Origin of the sequence: Peteryoungia algae (genome assembly GCF_030369675.1) — a bacterium.
In the GTDB taxonomy this organism is placed as follows: domain Bacteria; phylum Pseudomonadota; class Alphaproteobacteria; order Rhizobiales; family Rhizobiaceae; genus Allorhizobium; species Allorhizobium algae.
Genome location: NZ_CP128477.1, coordinates 3,091,930 through 3,108,660, shown reverse-complemented (window position 1 = coordinate 3,108,660; position 16,731 = coordinate 3,091,930). Strand labels below are relative to the sequence as shown.

Annotated in this window: 19 protein-coding genes; 8 read left to right on the top strand and 11 right to left on the bottom strand. The window is 60.8% G+C overall.

Translation table 11 applies throughout. The annotated features are described in order from the left end of the window. The first annotated feature begins 3 nt into the window (after positions 1 to 3). From QTL56_RS14775 to trmD, 4 genes are all read left to right on the top strand, one after another. A complete protein-coding gene (locus QTL56_RS14775) occupies positions 4 to 324 on the top strand; it encodes a chorismate mutase (RefSeq protein ID WP_245137274.1) in 321 nt (106 codons plus the stop codon). Positions 325 to 392: 68 nt separating this feature from the next. Beyond that, complete coding sequence (gene rpsP / locus QTL56_RS14770; RefSeq protein WP_229575270.1) at positions 393 to 767, top strand: 30S ribosomal protein S16; 375 nt, start codon at positions 393 to 395, stop codon at positions 765 to 767. A 122-nt stretch (positions 768 to 889) separates the two neighbouring features. Next, the gene (gene rimM / locus QTL56_RS14765; RefSeq protein ID WP_245137275.1) at positions 890 to 1,468 is read left to right on the top strand and encodes a ribosome maturation factor RimM; all 579 of its coding nucleotides are present in this window, start codon (positions 890 to 892) and stop codon (positions 1,466 to 1,468) included. A gap of 6 nt (positions 1,469 to 1,474) precedes the next feature. Beyond that, positions 1,475 to 2,167, top strand: a complete 693-nt coding sequence (gene trmD, locus QTL56_RS14760; RefSeq protein ID WP_245137484.1) for a tRNA (guanosine(37)-N1)-methyltransferase TrmD — start codon at positions 1,475 to 1,477, stop codon at positions 2,165 to 2,167. Here trmD and QTL56_RS14755 read toward each other — a convergent pair. Next, positions 2,149 to 2,895 (bottom strand): sulfite exporter TauE/SafE family protein, encoded by a 747-nt coding sequence (locus tag QTL56_RS14755; RefSeq protein ID WP_229575267.1) that lies wholly within the window; start codon positions 2,893 to 2,895, stop codon positions 2,149 to 2,151. The genes trmD and QTL56_RS14755 overlap by 19 nt on opposite strands. A gap of 277 nt (positions 2,896 to 3,172) precedes the next feature. Between QTL56_RS14755 and rplS the strand changes: the two genes are divergently transcribed. After that, a complete protein-coding gene (rplS, locus tag QTL56_RS14750; protein WP_229575266.1) occupies positions 3,173 to 3,709 on the top strand; it encodes a 50S ribosomal protein L19 in 537 nt (178 codons plus the stop codon). An 87-nt stretch (positions 3,710 to 3,796) separates the two neighbouring features. On the opposite strand, the gene QTL56_RS14745 is transcribed toward rplS, so the two are convergent. The 3 genes from QTL56_RS14745 to QTL56_RS14735 form a co-directional block, all read right to left on the bottom strand. Continuing rightward, a complete protein-coding gene (locus QTL56_RS14745) occupies positions 3,797 to 4,627 on the bottom strand; it encodes an EamA family transporter (RefSeq protein WP_229575265.1) in 831 nt (276 codons plus the stop codon). A gap of 184 nt (positions 4,628 to 4,811) precedes the next feature. Then, on the bottom strand, positions 4,812 to 6,221 hold the full coding sequence (gene leuC / locus QTL56_RS14740) for a 3-isopropylmalate dehydratase large subunit (RefSeq protein ID WP_245137276.1): 1,410 nt from the start codon (positions 6,219 to 6,221) through the stop codon (positions 4,812 to 4,814). Between the two features lie 79 nt (positions 6,222 to 6,300). Then, on the bottom strand, positions 6,301 to 6,429 hold the full coding sequence (locus QTL56_RS14735; protein WP_006724282.1) for a hypothetical protein: 129 nt from the start codon (positions 6,427 to 6,429) through the stop codon (positions 6,301 to 6,303). A 118-nt stretch (positions 6,430 to 6,547) separates the two neighbouring features. Between QTL56_RS14735 and ppk2 the strand changes: the two genes are divergently transcribed. After that, a complete protein-coding gene (ppk2, locus tag QTL56_RS14730; RefSeq protein WP_229575263.1) occupies positions 6,548 to 7,441 on the top strand; it encodes a polyphosphate kinase 2 in 894 nt (297 codons plus the stop codon). A gap of 7 nt (positions 7,442 to 7,448) precedes the next feature. Here ppk2 and QTL56_RS14725 read toward each other — a convergent pair whose 3' ends face one another. From QTL56_RS14725 to QTL56_RS14710, 4 genes are all read right to left on the bottom strand, one after another. Further along, complete coding sequence (locus QTL56_RS14725) at positions 7,449 to 8,270, bottom strand: amino acid ABC transporter permease (RefSeq protein WP_245137277.1); 822 nt, start codon at positions 8,268 to 8,270, stop codon at positions 7,449 to 7,451. A 37-nt stretch (positions 8,271 to 8,307) separates the two neighbouring features. Then, on the bottom strand, positions 8,308 to 9,105 hold the full coding sequence (locus QTL56_RS14720; protein ID WP_245137278.1) for a transporter substrate-binding domain-containing protein: 798 nt from the start codon (positions 9,103 to 9,105) through the stop codon (positions 8,308 to 8,310). 176 nt (positions 9,106 to 9,281) lie between these two features. Then, positions 9,282 to 10,112, bottom strand: a complete 831-nt coding sequence (locus tag QTL56_RS14715) for an aldo/keto reductase (RefSeq protein WP_245137279.1) — start codon at positions 10,110 to 10,112, stop codon at positions 9,282 to 9,284. A 156-nt stretch (positions 10,113 to 10,268) separates the two neighbouring features. Continuing rightward, positions 10,269 to 10,826: a L,D-transpeptidase family protein gene (locus tag QTL56_RS14710; RefSeq protein ID WP_245137280.1), complete on the bottom strand. Its 558-nt coding sequence runs from the start codon at positions 10,824 to 10,826 to the stop codon at positions 10,269 to 10,271. 124 nt (positions 10,827 to 10,950) lie between these two features. Here QTL56_RS14710 and QTL56_RS14705 point away from each other — a divergent pair, with 124 nt between their 5' ends. Both QTL56_RS14705 and QTL56_RS14700 read left to right on the top strand, forming a co-directional pair. Beyond that, complete coding sequence (locus QTL56_RS14705) at positions 10,951 to 11,634, top strand: response regulator transcription factor (protein WP_136559925.1); 684 nt, start codon at positions 10,951 to 10,953, stop codon at positions 11,632 to 11,634. Between the two features lie 126 nt (positions 11,635 to 11,760). Continuing rightward, positions 11,761 to 12,216 (top strand): cyclic nucleotide-binding domain-containing protein, encoded by a 456-nt coding sequence (locus QTL56_RS14700; protein ID WP_245137281.1) that lies wholly within the window; start codon positions 11,761 to 11,763, stop codon positions 12,214 to 12,216. Between the two features lie 21 nt (positions 12,217 to 12,237). On the opposite strand, the gene QTL56_RS14695 is transcribed toward QTL56_RS14700, so the two are convergent. The 3 genes from QTL56_RS14695 to QTL56_RS14685 all read right to left on the bottom strand — a co-directional run bounded on the left by QTL56_RS14695 (position 12,238) and on the right by QTL56_RS14685 (position 16,592). Beyond that, positions 12,238 to 13,044: an exodeoxyribonuclease III gene (locus tag QTL56_RS14695; protein WP_245137282.1), complete on the bottom strand. Its 807-nt coding sequence runs from the start codon at positions 13,042 to 13,044 to the stop codon at positions 12,238 to 12,240. 115 nt (positions 13,045 to 13,159) lie between these two features. Further along, positions 13,160 to 13,816, bottom strand: coding sequence for an outer membrane lipoprotein carrier protein LolA (locus tag QTL56_RS14690; RefSeq protein WP_245137283.1), 657 nt, complete (start codon positions 13,814 to 13,816; stop codon positions 13,160 to 13,162). Positions 13,817 to 13,943: 127 nt separating this feature from the next. Further along, positions 13,944 to 16,592 (bottom strand): FtsK/SpoIIIE family DNA translocase, encoded by a 2,649-nt coding sequence (locus QTL56_RS14685; protein WP_245137284.1) that lies wholly within the window; start codon positions 16,590 to 16,592, stop codon positions 13,944 to 13,946. Between the last annotated feature and the right edge of the window lie 139 nt (positions 16,593 to 16,731).

Sequence of the window (16,731 nt, the reverse complement as noted above, 5' to 3'; positions counted from 1 at the left end):
CCCATGATCGATCGGTCCGTCAAGGAACAGCTCTCTGATTACCGCCAGTCGATCGACAATATCGATGCCGCGCTGGTGCACATGCTGGCTGAGCGGTTCCGCTGCACCAAGGCCGTCGGCGTGCTGAAGGCCACCCACGATTTGCCGCCGGCAGACCCGGCGCGTGAAGAATACCAGATCGAACGCCTGCGCCGCCTGGCACAGGATGCCAATCTGGATCCGGATTTCGCCGAGAAGTTCTTGAACTTCATCATCAAGGAAGTCATCCGGCATCATGAAGCCATTGCCGCCGAACATGGCGGTGCAACCGAAAAGACCGTCTGACGGCGGCCTCAACAAGAAAATCAGGCATGCCCCGGCAGCCTGGATCGAAAACCCAAGGAGTTAATCACATGTCCCTCAAGATTCGTCTCGCCCGCGGTGGTTCCAAGAAGCGCCCGTACTACCAGATCGTTGTCGCCGACGCCCGCGCACCGCGCGACGGCCGTTTCCTCGACCGCGTCGGTTCCTGGAACCCGATGCTCGGCAAGGACAATGAAAAGCGCGTCGAGCTGAACGTCGATGCGATCAAGGCATGGGTTGCCAAGGGCGCCCAGCCGACCGACCGCGTCCTGCGCTTCATGGCGGAAGCCGGTATTGCCGAGCGCGCTGTTCGCAGCAACCCGGACAAGGCAAAGCCGGGCAAGAAGGCCCAGGAACGCACTGCCGAGCGGGCTCAGAAGGCCGCTGACGCAGCCGCTGCTGCTGCCGAAGGTTCCGCAGAATAATCCGCATCCAGTCGATACCGGCGGGCGGTGGGTCATCCCACCGCCCGTTTTGCGTTTTCTTTCCGGTCGCTTCCGCCTAAAAGGAATGTCGAACCGATGCATCTGCAGGACCGTTCCGCCCCATGAGCAAGCTTGAAAACCCGATACTGATGGCCGTGATCGGCGCCGCCCAGGGGCTCCGGGGGGAAGTGCGGGTCAAGACATTCACCGAGGATCCGCTGGGCCTTGGTGACTATGGTTTCCTCCATGCGGCCGACGGGCGCAAATTCGAGATCCTCGAAATCCGCGATGGCAAAACCGTCGCCATCGTGCGCTTCCGTGGGGTCAATGATCGCAACGCTGCAGAGGCCCTGAACGGGACAGAGCTTTTCGTTGATCGCGATGCCCTGCCGGACGATGATCTGGAGGACGACGAGTTCTATTATACGGATCTCGAGGGGCTCGAAGTCTATGACGCCGAGAACAATCATTACGGCGCCGTGACGGCTGTCTATGATTTTGGTGCTGGCGACCTCCTGGAGCTGAAAGGGCCTGGCAAGAGGCCCGTGCTCATTCCGTTTTCCGAAGCGGCCGTCCTGGAAATCGATCTCGAGGGCGGACGGCTGCTCGTTGACCCGATTGCAGCCGGACTCAAGGATGACGGCGAAGAAAAGCCTTATGGCAATGCCGGCGGCAAGCCGCGTCCCAACAACGGACGTTGAGTGGCCATGCCCTTCAAGGCCTCCATTCTGACGCTTTACCCGGACATGTTTCCGGGCCATCTTGGCCTGGCGCTGGCGGGGCGCGCACTTGAACGGGGCGACTGGCAGATCGAGGCGGTGCAGATCCGGGATTTCGCCGAGGACAAGCATCGCAGCGTCGACGATACGCCGTCTGGCGGCGGGGCAGGAATGGTGCTCCGTCCCGATGTGCTCGCCCGGGCCATTGATTCCATAGCCGACGATGGAAGGCCGCGGCTGTTGATGAGCCCGCGTGGCCGACCGCTGACCCAGGACCGGGTCCGTGCGCTGGCCGCAGGCGAAGGCGTGGTCATCGTTTGCGGTCGCTTCGAAGGTGTCGATCAGCGGGTGATTGATGCGCGCCAGCTCGAAGAGGTTTCCATCGGTGACTATATCTTGTCCGGCGGCGAGCCGGCAGCACTGACGCTGCTGGATGCCGTGGTGCGGATCTTGCCGGGGGTTATGGGCAACCAGCTCTCCGGCGTGCATGAAAGCTTCGAAGGCGGGCTGCTCGAACATCCGCAATATACCCGCCCGCAGATTTTCGAGGGCCGGGAAATTCCTGAGGTCCTCACCTCCGGCAATCATGCCGTGATCGAGAAATGGCGGCATGATCAGGCTGTCGCCCTGACCTGCGAGCGACGCCCCGATCTGTTGCCGGCTCAGCCAGTGAAGAAGTAATAGGCGGCGAGCCCGAGCCCGGCGGCAACCACCAGCCAGCGCAGCAGATTTTGCGGCACTTTCCTGGCCATGGCGACACCCGCATAACCACCGGCGGCCACGGCCGGAATCATGATCGCCGCATGAAGCCAGGAGAGCGCGCCGGCGCTGGCGAAAACGACGATCGCGACGGCAGCGATCACGATCGACAGAAAATTCTTCAACGCGTTCAGTCGATGATAATCGCCGCCGCTCGCCAGGCCCAGAGATGCGAGCATCATGATGCCCATGCCGGCGCCGAAGAAGCCACCGTAGAAGGATGTAATTCCCTGCAAGGCGAGCCCGAGCGGGCTTGCCGGATGGCTCTCGCCCTTTGTCTTCGGTCGCAGTTTGGGGCCGGCGGCGAATATGGCGGTGGCACCGAGCAGCAGCCAGGGCACCATGGAGCGAAAGGCCGGATTGGACAGCGAGATGAGGAAGAGAGAGCCGCCGATGGCACCCACCGCCGAGACAAGGCCAAGCACGATCGCGCTGCGCTTCATCTCGCTCAATTCCTTGCGATAGGCGAGCGTTGAGGTGACATAGCCCGGGAACTGGGTGACGGAGGAGGTTGCATTGGCACTGATCGGGGGCAGGCCAGCAAGCGTCAGGGCCCCGAAGGTCAAGAAGGTGCCGCCGCCGGCGATCGCGTTCACCGCTCCCGAGAGAAAGCCGGATGCGAAGAGCAGTACAATCATGGCGACGGTCATCCGATGCTCCTCCTGATAGATCGAGGCGAAGTCTTAAGTGCAGATATCCGACGCAGCAAGGCGTCCAGGGGCCTCATCAGGCGCAAATTTTGTCACTCATGGGGTGACAAGCCAGCCATCTTGGTGTAATGGCCCCCTCGGAAATGGGCGTTACGCCCGTCTGCCAAAACAAAGAACTGCGCAATCGCTCCGACCCATCAGGGTCAATATCCTGCGGCATGGACCTAGGGATCCTTGTTGAGCGCTCTGGCTGTTTCAGAAGAAACCGAGGTTAGACATGAACATCATTCAGCAGCTGGAAGCCGAACAGGCCGCCAAGATCGAAGCCAAGCGCAAGCTCCCGGAATTTTCGCCCGGCGACACGGTCCGCGTGAACGTGACCGTCAAGGAAGGCAACCGTACCCGCGTGCAGGCCTATGAAGGCGTTTGCATCGCTCGTTCGGGCGCCGGCATCAACGAGAGCTTCACCGTCCGCAAGATCTCCTACGGCGAAGGCGTCGAGCGCGTATTCCCGATCTACTCGCCGCTCGTCGAAGGCGTCGAAATCGTTCGCCGCGGTAAGGTCCGTCGCGCCAAGCTCTACTACCTGCGCGATCGTCGCGGCAAGTCGGCTCGTATCGTCGAGAACACCGGCACCCGCGCTCGCAAGCTGAACGACGCCGAGCGCGCCGCCGTTGCCGAGGAAAAGGCACGTCTGGAAGCCGAGAAGGTCGCAGCAGCACAGGCACTGGCCGCCGAAAAGGCTGCAGCTGAAGCCGCTGAAAAGGCTGCCGCCGCTGAAGCCGCTGCCGCTGCAGAAGCTTCTGCCGAATAAGCAGTCGCTAAAGACATCGATGAAAGGCTCCGGTTTCGGAGCCTTTTTTCGTTGGTGGAGCCTCGATCCAGCCGGTTGGTCCGGCGATCAGAGGCTGACGCTGATTGCGCCGCCGGCCACGATCAGGCAGGCGAGCAGCCTTCGAACCGTCAGCGGCTCGCCCAGGAGGAATGCTCCGATCAGCACGGCGAAGACGACGCTCGTCTCGCGCACCGCGGTGACAAGCCCTGCAGGAGCATAGGCGTAGGCCACTACCACCAGCCCATAGGCCAGCATGGCGACCACTCCGCCGGCGGCAGCCTTCCAGGTGAGCGGAGACCTCAAGTCGATCACCAAGCCCTTCCGTGTCACAGTGAAGGCAATCGTGATCATGATGCCAAAGAGGAAAAGCACCCATATCGCGTAGGCAACGGGTTGTTCGACGAGTTTGACCCCACGCGAGTCGACCGTCGAATAACAGGCGATGATCAAGCCCGTTGTCAGCGCGAAGAGAATGGAGGAGGTGGCGGCACGGGTCCTGCCGAGCGACAGGCTCATGATGCCGGTGGCGATCAGAACGACGCCCAGCGTCTGCCAGGGGCCCAGCACCTCGCTGAAGAAGAGGAAGCCGCCGAGGGTTACCAGAAGCGGAACAGTGCCCCTGACGATCGGATAGACCTGCCCGAGCTCACCTTGGCGATAAGCTGCCACCAGGAACAGGCTATAGCCTACCTGCAGACACGCCGAGAGCAGGATATAGGGCCAAGCGGCCGATCCCGGCATGGGCAGGATGAAGAGGATGGGCAGGCAGATGATGCTTCCCGCGAGGCTCATCACCGTAATCGACCACAGGCGATCCGCGCCGGTTCGAAGAAAAGCGTTCCAGCTTGCATGAAGAATTGCCGCGATGAGCGCCAGGACGACGGCAACAGTGCTCACGGCCGCGGCCTGCGGGCGGGAAACTCGAATTCGGAGATGTTCATGGGAAACCCGCGGGCGACATGTGACAGTTTTATGACGCCGCGACGATAACGCCTTCGAACGCCATTGCAACGGCCAGACAAAAAGAAACCGCCCGCTTTGAAGCGGGCGGCGGGTCTCACATCAAGCCTTGGAACGGCTCTTACCGCCAGTCGCGGATATCGACGAAATGGCCAGCGATTGCGGCGGCGGCGGCCATGGCCGGCGAGACGAGATGCGTGCGGCCCTTGAAGCCCTGGCGGCCCTCGAAATTGCGGTTCGAGGTCGAAGCGCAGCGCTCGCCCGGCTTCAGGCGGTCGTCGTTCATGGCGAGGCACATGGAGCAACCCGGCTCGCGCCAGTCGAAGCCAGCTTCCTTGAAGATCTTGTCGAGACCTTCGGCTTCCGCCTGTTCCTTGACGAGACCGGAGCCCGGTACGATCATGGCCGATACGGTCGAGGCGACGGTCCTGCCTTCGACGACCTTGGCCACTTCGCGCAGGTCTTCGATACGGCCATTGGTGCAGGAGCCAATGAAGACGCGATCTACCGCGATATCGGTGATCTTGGTGCCCGGCTTCAGGCCCATGTAGTCCAGGGCGCGCCACTTGGAGGTGCGCTTGTTCTCATCCTGGATTTCATCCGGGTTCGGGACCACGCCCTGGACCGAGATCACGTCCTCCGGCGAGGAACCCCAGGAGACGATCGGCGGCAACTTGGCGGCATCGAGCACGACAACGCGGTCGAAATGCGCGCCTTCGTCGGACTTCAGCGTCTTCCAATAGGCGAGGGCTTGCTCGAGGGCTTCACCCTTCGGCGCGCGGGGCTTGTCCTTGATGTATTCGAAGGTCTTCTCGTCCGGGGCGATCAGGCCGGCGCGGGCGCCGCCTTCGATCGTCATGTTGCAGACGGTCATGCGGCCTTCCATCGACAGGGCCTCAATGGCTTCGCCGGCGAATTCGATAACGTGGCCAGTGCCGCCAGCAGTGCCGATCTCGCCGATGATCGCGAGGATGATGTCCTTTGCGGTCACGCCTTCGGGCAACTTCCCGTCGACGCGCACCAGCATGTTCTTTGCCTTCTTCTGGATCAGCGTCTGGGTCGCGAGCACATGCTCGACCTCGGACGTGCCGATGCCGTGCGCCAATGCCCCGAATGCACCATGCGTCGAGGTGTGGCTGTCACCGCAGACGATGGTCATGCCCGGCAGAGTGAAGCCCTGTTCCGGACCGACGATGTGGACAATGCCCTGGCGCTTGTCGGAGGCCGAGTAATATTCAACACCAAACTCGGCTGCATTGGTGGCGAGCGCCTCGACCTGAATGCGGCTTTCCTCGTTCTTGATGCCGAGGTGCCTGTCCGGCGAGGTCGGCACATTGTGGTCGACCACGGCCAAGGTCTTCTGTGGGGCGCGGACCTTGCGGCCTGCCATGCGCAAGCCTTCGAAGGCCTGCGGCGACGTCACTTCGTGAACGAGGTGACGGTCGATATAGAGAAGACAGGTACCATCTTCCTGGCGATCGACAACGTGGTCGTCCCAGATCTTGTCGTAAAGGGTGCGAGGTGCGCTCATGGCTATGTTCCGTCCAGACTGAGGAAAGGATTTTGGAGTGTTCAGGATGCATCGGCGCCGCTCCGGCGGCGCGAGGCGCTCAGCCGCGAAGGCTCGCGAGTGCCCCTTGAACGCGCGCGAAGAACCGTGCCGGCAGACGCTTGTGGTCCTGCAGCACGATGAACTGGTTCGCGAGGCATCCGAATTTCGATCCCATGGGCGGCGTCATACCAGTTTTCCCAATTGTCGGCAATTGGTTCGAGAGCCTTGTGACACGCGGCTGTCATGAAGCTTTCGCGCAAGCATGATTGATCTTCGTCCGTATCGCACCCCTCGGAGCCGGCGCCATGAACGAAGAGATCCACCGCATCAAGACCGAGCTTCTCGACAGTTTCGACGAGGAGCTGGAGCAGCAGCTGGACGAGGATCGGCTCGACCAGCTCGTCGCCGACGGCATGTCGGAACCCATGATCGACCGGAAGATCTATTTCCGCGAACTGTTTCGTCTCCAGCATGAGCTGGTCCGTCTGCAGGACTGGGTTCAATACAAGAAGCTGAAAATGGTCGTGCTGTTCGAAGGACGAGACTCCGCAGGCAAGGGCGGTGCGATCAAGCGCGTTACGCAGAGACTCAACCCGCGTGTCTGCCGGGTCGTGGCTCTCCCGGCGCCCACCGAGCGGGAGCGCAGCCAATGGTACTTCCAGCGCTATGTCCAGCACCTGCCCACAGCGGGCGAAATGGTCCTGTTCGATCGTTCCTGGTACAATCGGGCCGGTGTCGAGCGGGTCATGGGTTTTTGCGGACCCGACGAGCTGGAGGAATTCTTCCGCTCAGTACCGGAATTCGAGCGCATGCTGGTGCGTTCCGGCATCGTCCTGGTCAAATACTGGTTCTCGATCACGGACGAGGAACAGGAGTTTCGTTTCCGCATGCGCATCAACGATCCTCTGAAGCAGTGGAAGCTCTCGCCGATGGATCTGGAGAGCCGGGTCCACTGGGAAGACTACACCCGTGCCAAGGAAGAAATGCTGGAACGCACGCATATTCCCGAGGCACCCTGGTGGGTGGTCCAGGCGGTCGACAAGAAGAAGGCGCGGCTCAACATGATCGCCCATCTCCTGTCACAGGTGCCCTATGAACATGTGCCGAAAGAGGCGGTCCAGCTGCCGGCGCGTGTGCGAAACGATGACTATATCCGCCAGCCTGTGCCGCTGGAGATGTATGTGCCGGAACAGTATTGAACTCGTGTCAGCTACGGGTGCGCGTGCGCATCCGTTTCTCGAAGCCTCGCAAGAGAATCGACAATCCTATGGTCAGAACCAGATAGACATAGGCCACGATCGAGTAGGTCTCGAAAAAGCGGAAAGACCCCGAGGCATAGACCTTGCCCATCTGGGTGATGTCGGCGACGCCGAGCACGGAGACCAGCGAGGAGTCCTTCACCATGGCGACGAAATCGTTCGAGAGTGGCGGAAAGATTACGCGGATCGCCTGCGGGAAGACCACGAGCCGGAAGCGTTGGCTCCTGCTGAGGCCCAGCGCCTTGGCCGCCTCGATCTGCCCCTTGTCGATCGACTGTATGCCGGCACGGAAGATTTCCGCAATGAAAGCGGAATAGCCGATCGTCAGTGCTATGATGGCGCGCCACATCAGCGATACATCGCGCACGACCATGGGGTCGGTGAGGCCAGCCGATATGAGCGGGGTTGTGAGAATATTATATAGCGCGACGAAGGCCGGGGCGCCCACGAAGGCGATGTAGAACAGGAGAACCAGGATCGGGATGCCGCGGACCACTTCCACATAGAAGCGGGCGATCTGGCGCAGGATAACGCTATCGGACATGCCGAGAAGCGCAATCAGCAGGCCCAGCGCCGTTGCCAGGGCGAAACCGACCAGTGTGACAAAGATTGTCACCCAGAGGCCCTTGGACACCGTGTTGAACACCTGTGAATAGATGTCGCTGACAAAAATGACAGCAGCCAGGGAAAGCGCCAGAATCAGGAAGGCGACCAGCCACCAGGGCCGGTCGCCCTTCTCATCACCCTGGGGAAGGGTCTGAAATGCCATCAGTCTCCCGCCTTCAGGTCGCAGGGACGGATCTGGGTCATTCGCCCATTTTGTAGTCGAGGAACCACTTCTTGTTGAGTGCGTCCAGCGTGCCGTCGGCCTTCATCGCCCCGATCGCGGCATTGACCGGCGCCACCAGGTCGGAGCCCTTCGGGAAGATGAAGCCGAAGTCTTCCGAGCCCAGCGGGCCGCCGATCAGCTTCAGGCCGCCATCCGAGGCGTCGACATAGCCCTTCCCGGCGGTGCCGTCCGTCAGCACGACGTCAACGTCGCCGGTCTTGAGGGCTTGCACCGTGGCGCCGAAGGTTTCGAACAACTTGATGCGTGGGTTCTGTTCGTTGCCGTCGAGGATCTCGTAGACGGCCGTATAAAACGGCGTCGTACCCGGCTGGGCGCCGACCAGCCCTTCCTGGAACTCGCCGAAGCTCTTGCCATCGGTGAAACGGCTCTCGTCGCCGCGCACCAGCATGAATTGCTCCGAGCGCATATAGGGATCTGAGAAGTCTACCTTCTCCTTGCGGTCGTCCTTGATGGTGATCCCGGTCATGCCGATCTGGTACTGGTCGTCAGAGACGGCCTGGATCATCGCGTCCCAGGAGGTGTTTTGGTATTCGACCTTGAAATTCAAACGCTTGGCGATCTCGTTCATCGCGTCATATTCCCAACCGATCTGCTGGCCCGTCTTCGGATCGACGAACTGCAGTGGCGGATAGGCATTCTCAGTCACGACCACAACAGCCTTGCCGGCGAGATCCGGCAGATCGCTGGCGTGGGTGGAAATAGGCAGTAGGGCGAGGGCGGACAGACCGGCAAGGACAGCGCGGCGGAACAGCATGGAAATCTCCCGAATTGTGGCAGGGCAGACTGTCACATCTTGTTCCGTGCTGGCAAGGACCGCCGGCCACGCGTCAAGGCGCATCCGCAATTTTCATAGCAGCAGAGGCTGGTTAGGCGTTTGTTTGGACCGCATCCGAGGTCGGATGCGGTCCATGCAGTCATGTCACACGTGAATCAGAAGCTGGCAGTCATCGGGTCCGGACCAATGCGTGCACCTGCATCGTCCAGTGCGTTCAGAATTTTCATGTCTTCTGCCGAAATCTTGAAATCGAAAACGTTGAAATTTTCGACGATGCGCGACGGCGTGACTGATTTCGGGATGACCACGAGGCCATTGTCGATGTGCCAGCGGATGATCACCTGGGCCGGCGTCCGGCCGAGCCTGCTCGCCATTTCTGCAATCACGGGATGCCCAAGCAGCTTGCCTTGTCCCAAGGGGCTCCACGACTGCGTCACGATCTTGTGTTTCTCGTGAAAGGCCCGCGTTTCGCGTTGCTGGAAGTCCGGGTGCAGCTCGATCTGGTTGATGACCGGGACAACGCCCGTTTCGGCAACGATCCTTTCGATATGCTCGGGACAGAAGTTCGACACGCCAATGGACTTCGCGCGACCTTCCTCCTGCAGCTTGACGAAGGCCTTCCAGGTGTCGACGAAGAGCTCGCGATGCGCCGACGGCCAATGGATCAGGTAGAGATCGACGTAGTCGGTTCCCAGCCGCTTCAGGCTCGCATCAAAGGCCCTCAGGGTCTGGTCATAGCCCTGCTCGGTGTTCCAGAGCTTCGTCGTCAGGAAAATGTCCGAGCGCGCCGTGCCGGATTGGCGGATTCCTTCGCCGACACCTTCCTCGTTCTCGTATACGGCGGCTGTGTCAATATGGCGGTAACCTGCGTCGAGGGCAGCCTTGACGGCCGGTGCCGCCTCGTCGTTCGGTGTCTGCCAAACGCCGAGGCCCACCTGGGGAATGCGGGCGCCGTCGTTCAAAGCGATGTGAGTTTGATCAGTCATTTTTCGATATACTCCGGATCGGGAAAGGTCGGGGCGCGGTGCGCGAAATCAAGAATGGGGACGAAGGAGCGCATGGAGCGCTGATCGCTTTTTGGTATGTAGGCCGGCTGCAGAATGATGAAAGAGGAACCATTTTCAAAATCCCTGAAAGCGTCGTCAGAGAACCTGAAGCACGGTCTTCCGTCCGAGATGTGGCAAGAGACGGCGCATGTCGCGGGGGCTGATCGCCACGCAGCCTTCTGTCGGGCTATAACCCGGTCTTGCGATGTGAAAGAAGATTGCCGAACCACATCCACGCTTCCGCTGGCGCAGGTTCCAGTCGAGGACGATGCAGATGTCATAGAGCTCGTCTTCGCGCTGAAGCTTTTCATGGCTTGGCGTGAAGGGAGACCGAACGGGGCGATTGTAGTTCGCGTCGCTGACGGCGTCGCACCAGAGCATGTTCGGCTGGGTCCGGCGCATGGGAAGCCGCGTGGCAGGCCATAGACCGCTGTCACCCCGTCGATAGGCAGAGAGTATCGGCATCACGGAAATCGGCGTTGCTCCGTCGCCCTCCCTTTTGCGGCTCGTGCGTCCACCACGTCCCAAGGCGGCGGCAAGTGTCAGTGGTCCCGCTTGCAGGATAGCTCGCCTCTGGTCGCGCGGGGCTGGCCGAACGATCAGTCGAGCGAGAGTACTGGAGGACTTTGGGCGCGCTTTTGGCCTCTTGGTCACGACTTTTTGCCTTGTTCGTGAATATTGTTGTATTCTTGGCCCTTAAAGAGCTGCGAGTAAGGCTTACATGCGGTGCAAGAGGGCAGCAAGGCCCCACCGATTGACCATTCTGGAAGGATGACGGATGACGACGCGGACCATTCTGCTGGTGGATGATGACGATGATCTGAGGCAGATCCTGGTCGAGCAGCTCTCGCTCTACGAGGAGTTTTCGATCCTTCAGGAAAGCAACGCTACCCGTGCCATGCAGACTGCAAAGTCGGCTCAGGTCGATCTCATGATCATGGACGTTGGCCTGCCGGACATGGATGGTCGTGAGGCCGTCAAGCTCCTGCGCAAAGGTGGGTTCAAGTCTCCAGTCATCATGCTGACCGGGCATGACACGGATTCCGATACGATTCTTGGTCTCGAAGCCGGCGCAAACGACTATGTGACGAAGCCGTTCCGCTTTGCCGTCCTGCTCGCCCGTATTCGTGCGCAGTTGCGTCAGTTCGAGCAGAGCGAAGACGCAACGTTCGGCGTCGGTCCCTATCTCTTCAAGCCGAGTCAGAAGCTGCTGACCACCGAGGACGGCAAGAAGATTCGGCTCACCGAAAAGGAATCGGCGATCATCCGCTATCTCTACCGTGCCGGTCAGAAGGTCGTAACGCGTGACGTCCTGCTCGAAGAAGTATGGGGCTACAATTCCGGTGTCACCACCCATACGCTGGAAACGCATGTCTATCGCCTGCGCCAGAAGATCGAACGCGATCCGTCGAATGCAGAAATTCTGGTGACGGAAAACGGCGGATACAAGATCGTTCCCTGACCGTTCCAGCCCCCTTACGAGACCGGGGATGAGGATGACCAGCGGGTCGTCACTCACCCCGTTTTGCGTTATGGCTTTCAGTCTGTGGGCTCATCAACAGCCCATGCGCAGCAGGGGAAACACGCAATGGCACTGAGCGATGATATCGAGCTACTGGCTGCCTTGCCGTTGTTCTCAGGCCTCGACAATGACCAGCTCAGGCTCATTGCATTCGGTGCGGAGCATCGGCAGGTTGCTGCTGGGCAAGCGCTCTTCCGCGAAAAGGCGCCAGCCGAATGTGCCTATGTGATCGCGCGCGGCGAGATCGAGCTCTATGTGATCGGGCGGGATGGCAAGCCGCATCTGGAGACGCGCGTCGGACCCGGCGTCATGCTGTCGGAGCTCGCGCTCGTGACAATGGTCGAGCGAAAATATACGGCCGTCGCAGCGGCAGATGTCGATGTCATCCGCATCACGCGCGCGTTGTTTCATCGGTTGCTCGAGGAATACCCGCAAATGGCGCGTCAGGTCGAAGGCCGCATCAAGCAGTCACTGGCTTCCCTGATCGAGGGCGCAGGCGCGCTGGCTCCCCGCTTCAGCTAGGCAGACTTTTTCCATTGCAGGCTATGGGGCTTCGAAGCGGGCAGTCACCGGCACATGGTCGGAAGGTTGTGTCCAGCCTCTGGCTTCCTTCAGCACGGCAATGTCCTGCAAGAGCGGAGCCAGATCGTTCGAGGACCAGATGTGATCGAGGCGCCGGCCCCGGTCGGCAGCCGCCCAGTCCTTCGCGCGGTAGCTCCACCATGTGTAGAGCTTTTCCGTCTCAGGCACGTGCTGGCGCATGAGATCCACCCACCTGCCCTGCTGCATGACGTCCAGCAACCCTTCGGTCTCGACTGGCGTATGGCTGATGATCTTGAGCATCTGCTTGTGCGACCAGACGTCATGCTCCAGCGGCGCGATGTTGAGATCGCCGACGAGGATCGAGCCGGTATCTGGTTCTGCCTCTGCCGAAAGGGTCTTCATTTCCTCGATGAAATCCAGCTTGTGTCCGAATTTCGGGTTCACGTCGCGGTTTGGCTCGTCACCGCCGGCGGGAACGTAGAAATTATGCAGGCGGATCCGTCGTCCGGCCCATTCGAAGATCGCCGAGATGTGGCGGCTGTCTCCGACGCCGCAATAGTCCCGGCGGTGGTCTTCCGTCAGCGGCACTTTCGAGCAGATCGCCACCCCGTGGTAACCCTTCTGGCCGTGAATGACGATGTTGGAATAGCCGAGGGCCGCGATCTCGGCGGCCGGGAATTGGTCATTCTGACACTTGATCTCCTGCAGACACAGGATGTCCGGGTTCTCCTGCCGGAGAAAATCCTGAACGATCGGCAGGCGCAGGCGTACCGAATTGATGTTCCAGGTGGTGATCGAGAGGGTCATTGCGGCTGCCTTGCGAATACTCCCGCGTGTTTAGGCGATTTCGCGACGCATGAACAGAAAAAGGCGGCAAGACCTCTCCGGTCCGCCGCCTTCTCCACAATTCGAACGGACTTTTTCAGCCGCCACGCTTCTGGCCATGCACTTCGGCGTAAGGGATCTCGAAGACACTCGGATCGAACTGGACGCCATTCTGGACGTTGAAGATCATCACCGAGGTGTCCTTCTTCTGGACATCGGTGATCGTCCACTGGCGAAGCTCGAAGCTCTTCGGGTCAAACATCAGCGTGATGGTCGAATCACCGAAAATGGTGCGGTCGCCGAGCACGATCGTGGTGAGGTCGGCTTCCTGCTTCACATCGCGAACCATCTGATTGCCGAGATCGATGCGCTCGGAGAGCAAGAGGCTGAGCGGCGTCTTGTTGAGCGGGTAGAGATCCCAGGTCTTGAGCTTCGTGTTTCCGATGACAACGTTCTTGCCATCCGAGATCACGCGCATCGGAGACGGCTTCTCATAGTTGAAGCGCAGCTTGCCGGGACGCTCGATGAAGAACTTGCCTCCGGTCTGTTCGCCGCGTGGGCCAAACTGGACGAATTCGCCCATCATTGTCCTGACGCTGGAGAAGTGGTCGGCGATCTGCTGGGCTGCGCTGGTGGCGGCGAAGCTTGGAAAAGGCATGGCCGCGCAAGCCATCAGGGCCGCGGTCCCAAGGACGAACTGGCGGCGGCTTGCCATCACCGGCATCCGGGCATCGCGTTCGGTTTTGTCAGTCATGCGGTACTCCTTCATATGCTCACGGTCTCGCCGAAAAAGGCGGCGGCTTCATGACCGTGAAGGCCAGTGCCGCTGCGGCAACTCGTCTCGAGGCGCTGTTGTTCCCTCGTGGAACCGGGACAATCGCCTACTCTTCGGTCGGCACCAGGATTTCACGTTTTCCGGCGTGGTTTGCAGGGCCGATGATGCCTTCCTTTTCCATGCGTTCGATCAGCGAAGCGGCCCTGTTATAGCCGATGCCGAGACGACGCTGGACGTAGGAAGTCGAAGCCTTGCCGTCACGCAGGACGATGGAAACAGCCTGGTCATAGGGATCATCGGACTCGCCCAGATTGCCGGTGCCGGCGGGTCCACCGCCATCTTCCCCGTCTTCATCGTCATCGACGGTGATGGCTTCCAGATATTGCGGCGATCCCTGCGTCTTCAGATAGGCAACGATCTCCTCGACCTCATGATCGGATACGAAGGGTCCATGGACGCGCTGTATGCGACCGCCGCCAGCCATGTAGAGCATGTCGCCCATGCCGAGAAGTTGTTCTGCACCCTGTTCGCCCAGGATCGTGCGGCTGTCGATCTTCGACGTCACCTGGAAGGAGATGCGGGTCGGGAAGTTGGCCTTGATCGTGCCGGTGATGACGTCGACCGACGGGCGCTGGGTTGCCATGATGACATGGATGCCGGCCGCACGCGCCATCTGGGCCAGACGCTGTACCGCGCCTTCGATATCCTTGCCGGCGACCATCATCAGGTCAGCCATTTCGTCAATGATCACGACGATATAGGGCAGGGGCTGCAAGTCGAATTCTTCCGTTTCATAGATCGCCTCGCCGGTCTGGCGGTCGAATCCAGTCTGGACGGTGCGGGTCAGAACCTCACCCTTTTCGAGCGCCTGTGCGACACGCGCGTTGAAGCCGTCGATGTTGCGTACGCCAATCTTCGACATCTTCTTGTAGCGCTCTTCCATCTCCCGGACGGTCCATTTGAGCGCCACCACGGCCTTCTTCGGATCTGTTACGACCGGAGAAAGCAGATGCGGGATACCATCGTAAACGGAGAGTTCGAGCATCTTCGGATCGATCATGATCAGCCGGCACTGCTCCGGTGTCATCTTGTAGAGAAGTGACAGGATCATTGTGTTGATCGCCACCGACTTACCCGAGCCGGTGGTGCCCGCGACAAGCAGGTGTGGCATCTTGGCGAGGTCGGCAATGACCGGTTCGCCGCCAATCGTCTTGCCGAGCGCCATGGCGAGCTTCGCCTTGTTGCCGTCGAAATCGCGGGAGCCGATGAGCTCGCGCAGATAGACTGTCTCGCGGGTCTGGTTCGGCAGTTCGATGCCGATCGCATTTCGGCCGGGAACGACAGCGACGCGCGCCGCGATCGCGCTCATCGACCTGGCTATGTCATCTGCGAGGCCGATGACGCGGGAGGATTTGATGCCCGGTGCCGGTTCCAATTCATAGAGCGTGACGACGGGACCCGGGCGGACATGGATGATTTCGCCCTTCACCCCGAAGTCGTCGAGGACGCCTTCAAGCAGGCGGGCATTGTGTTCAAGAGCATCGGCAGACAGCGTCGCGTCGCGTGCCACGGCTCGCGGCTCGGCGAGAAGATGGACCGAGGGTAGCTGGAAGCCTTCAGGACGCAGCAGCGACCCCTGGGCATCGCGATCGACCCGGGCCCCGGGCTTTGGCCGGGCGGCCGGGGCTACAACGCGCGGCGATCCGGTCGCGCGTACCGCTGCCGAACGCATGCCATCGTCCGGCAGAATGCCAGCCGGGCGCGGAATATCGTCGAGATCGTAATCGTCATCCTCGTCGTCGAAGCTTCCCGCCGACATCGGCGGGGGCGAGACAATCGATCGGCCCGGCGAGCGGATGCCTGCCCCATCCAGGGATGGTTCAACGCGGGCACTGAGTGGCGGTGCCTTTGCCCGAGCCGGCTCGTTCAGGGTGCCGAATTCATCATCGTTGAAATCATAGGGCTGTTCGAAATTGCGGTCCCGACGTTCGCTCGCCTTCAGTCCGAACAGCCGGCGCACACGGGCCCGCGTCGTATACCAGTTGTGGGCGACGGCCCCCATCATCAAGGCGATTGGGCCCTCTCGTTCGTCCTCCTCGTCATCTTCGGCGATGGCGGGCGTTTTCGGCTTGCTGCGTGCGATCGGAGCGACCGGCTCCTCGTCGTCCAGGGTTTCGGCCGGTTTGCCGAGGATGCCAGCTGCAAACAGCATGATCCACGCGGCCGGCACTGCCAGAATGCAGCCGAGTACCATGGCGAAGGTCGACGTCGGATATGCGCCGATGAAGAGTGCCGGAAAGCGCAGGATCAGGTCACCAAGTACACCGCCCGTGCCGCTCGGGAGGGGCCAGGTGGTGGGCGGTGGAAAGCAGCCGACTGCGGCTGCCGCAACCAGGGCGCCTACGACCCAGGCACCGAGACGCGCGGGAATGCGGCTCAACCGGCGTCCGCCAATCAGCGCGAAGGACCAGGCAAGGACCGGGAGCAAGGCAAGAAGACTGCCAAGACCGAAGAACTGCATCATCAGGTCGGCAAAGACCGCGCCCGGCAGCCCGAGAATATTGGTCGGCGGATTGTCCGTCGCATAGGAGAGACTGGGGTCAGAAACGTTCCAGGTCGCCAATGCCGCGACGGCAAGGATCAGCAACAGAAAGATTGCAAAGCCGCTCAGAACGAAAAGCTGTCGGAACAGGAACGCTGACAACGCGGAGCGGGTGGAATGCTCCGGAAGTGCTGCGGAATGGCCTCTGCTCATGGAATATCTGTCCGTCCTGTTGCTGGGATGCTTTCGGACTCCCGGTGTGGACCGGGATCGCCACCTGGCACCCTACAGGATGGAGGGTTAATGGCGCATTAACCATGGCGGGGGTGGTCTCCCCCAAGTCGTTCGACAA

Bases quoted from the DNA above. Each gene is read 5' to 3' on its own strand.
- QTL56_RS14775 (WP_245137274.1), top strand. From the start codon at position 4: ATGATCGATCGGTCCGTCAAGGAACAGCTCTCTGATTACCGCCAGTCG.
- rpsP (WP_229575270.1), top strand. From the start codon at position 393: ATGTCCCTCAAGATTCGTCTCGCCCGCGGTGGTTCCAAGAAGCGCCCG.
- rimM (WP_245137275.1), top strand. From the start codon at position 890: ATGAGCAAGCTTGAAAACCCGATACTGATGGCCGTGATCGGCGCCGCC.
- trmD (WP_245137484.1), top strand. From the start codon at position 1,475: ATGCCCTTCAAGGCCTCCATTCTGACGCTTTACCCGGACATGTTTCCG.
- QTL56_RS14755 (WP_229575267.1), bottom strand. From the start codon at position 2,895: ATGACCGTCGCCATGATTGTACTGCTCTTCGCATCCGGCTTTCTCTCG.
- rplS (WP_229575266.1), top strand. From the start codon at position 3,173: ATGAACATCATTCAGCAGCTGGAAGCCGAACAGGCCGCCAAGATCGAA.
- leuC (WP_245137276.1), bottom strand. From the start codon at position 6,221: ATGAGCGCACCTCGCACCCTTTACGACAAGATCTGGGACGACCACGTT.
- QTL56_RS14735 (WP_006724282.1), bottom strand. From the start codon at position 6,429: ATGACGCCGCCCATGGGATCGAAATTCGGATGCCTCGCGAACCAGTTC.
- ppk2 (WP_229575263.1), top strand. From the start codon at position 6,548: ATGAACGAAGAGATCCACCGCATCAAGACCGAGCTTCTCGACAGTTTC.
- QTL56_RS14725 (WP_245137277.1), bottom strand. From the start codon at position 8,270: ATGGCATTTCAGACCCTTCCCCAGGGTGATGAGAAGGGCGACCGGCCC.
- QTL56_RS14720 (WP_245137278.1), bottom strand. From the start codon at position 9,105: ATGCTGTTCCGCCGCGCTGTCCTTGCCGGTCTGTCCGCCCTCGCCCTA.
- QTL56_RS14715 (WP_245137279.1), bottom strand. From the start codon at position 10,112: ATGACTGATCAAACTCACATCGCTTTGAACGACGGCGCCCGCATTCCC.
- QTL56_RS14705 (WP_136559925.1), top strand. From the start codon at position 10,951: ATGACGACGCGGACCATTCTGCTGGTGGATGATGACGATGATCTGAGG.
- QTL56_RS14700 (WP_245137281.1), top strand. From the start codon at position 11,761: ATGGCACTGAGCGATGATATCGAGCTACTGGCTGCCTTGCCGTTGTTC.
- QTL56_RS14695 (WP_245137282.1), bottom strand. From the start codon at position 13,044: ATGACCCTCTCGATCACCACCTGGAACATCAATTCGGTACGCCTGCGC.
- QTL56_RS14690 (WP_245137283.1), bottom strand. From the start codon at position 13,816: ATGACTGACAAAACCGAACGCGATGCCCGGATGCCGGTGATGGCAAGC.
- QTL56_RS14685 (WP_245137284.1), bottom strand. From the start codon at position 16,592: ATGAGCAGAGGCCATTCCGCAGCACTTCCGGAGCATTCCACCCGCTCC.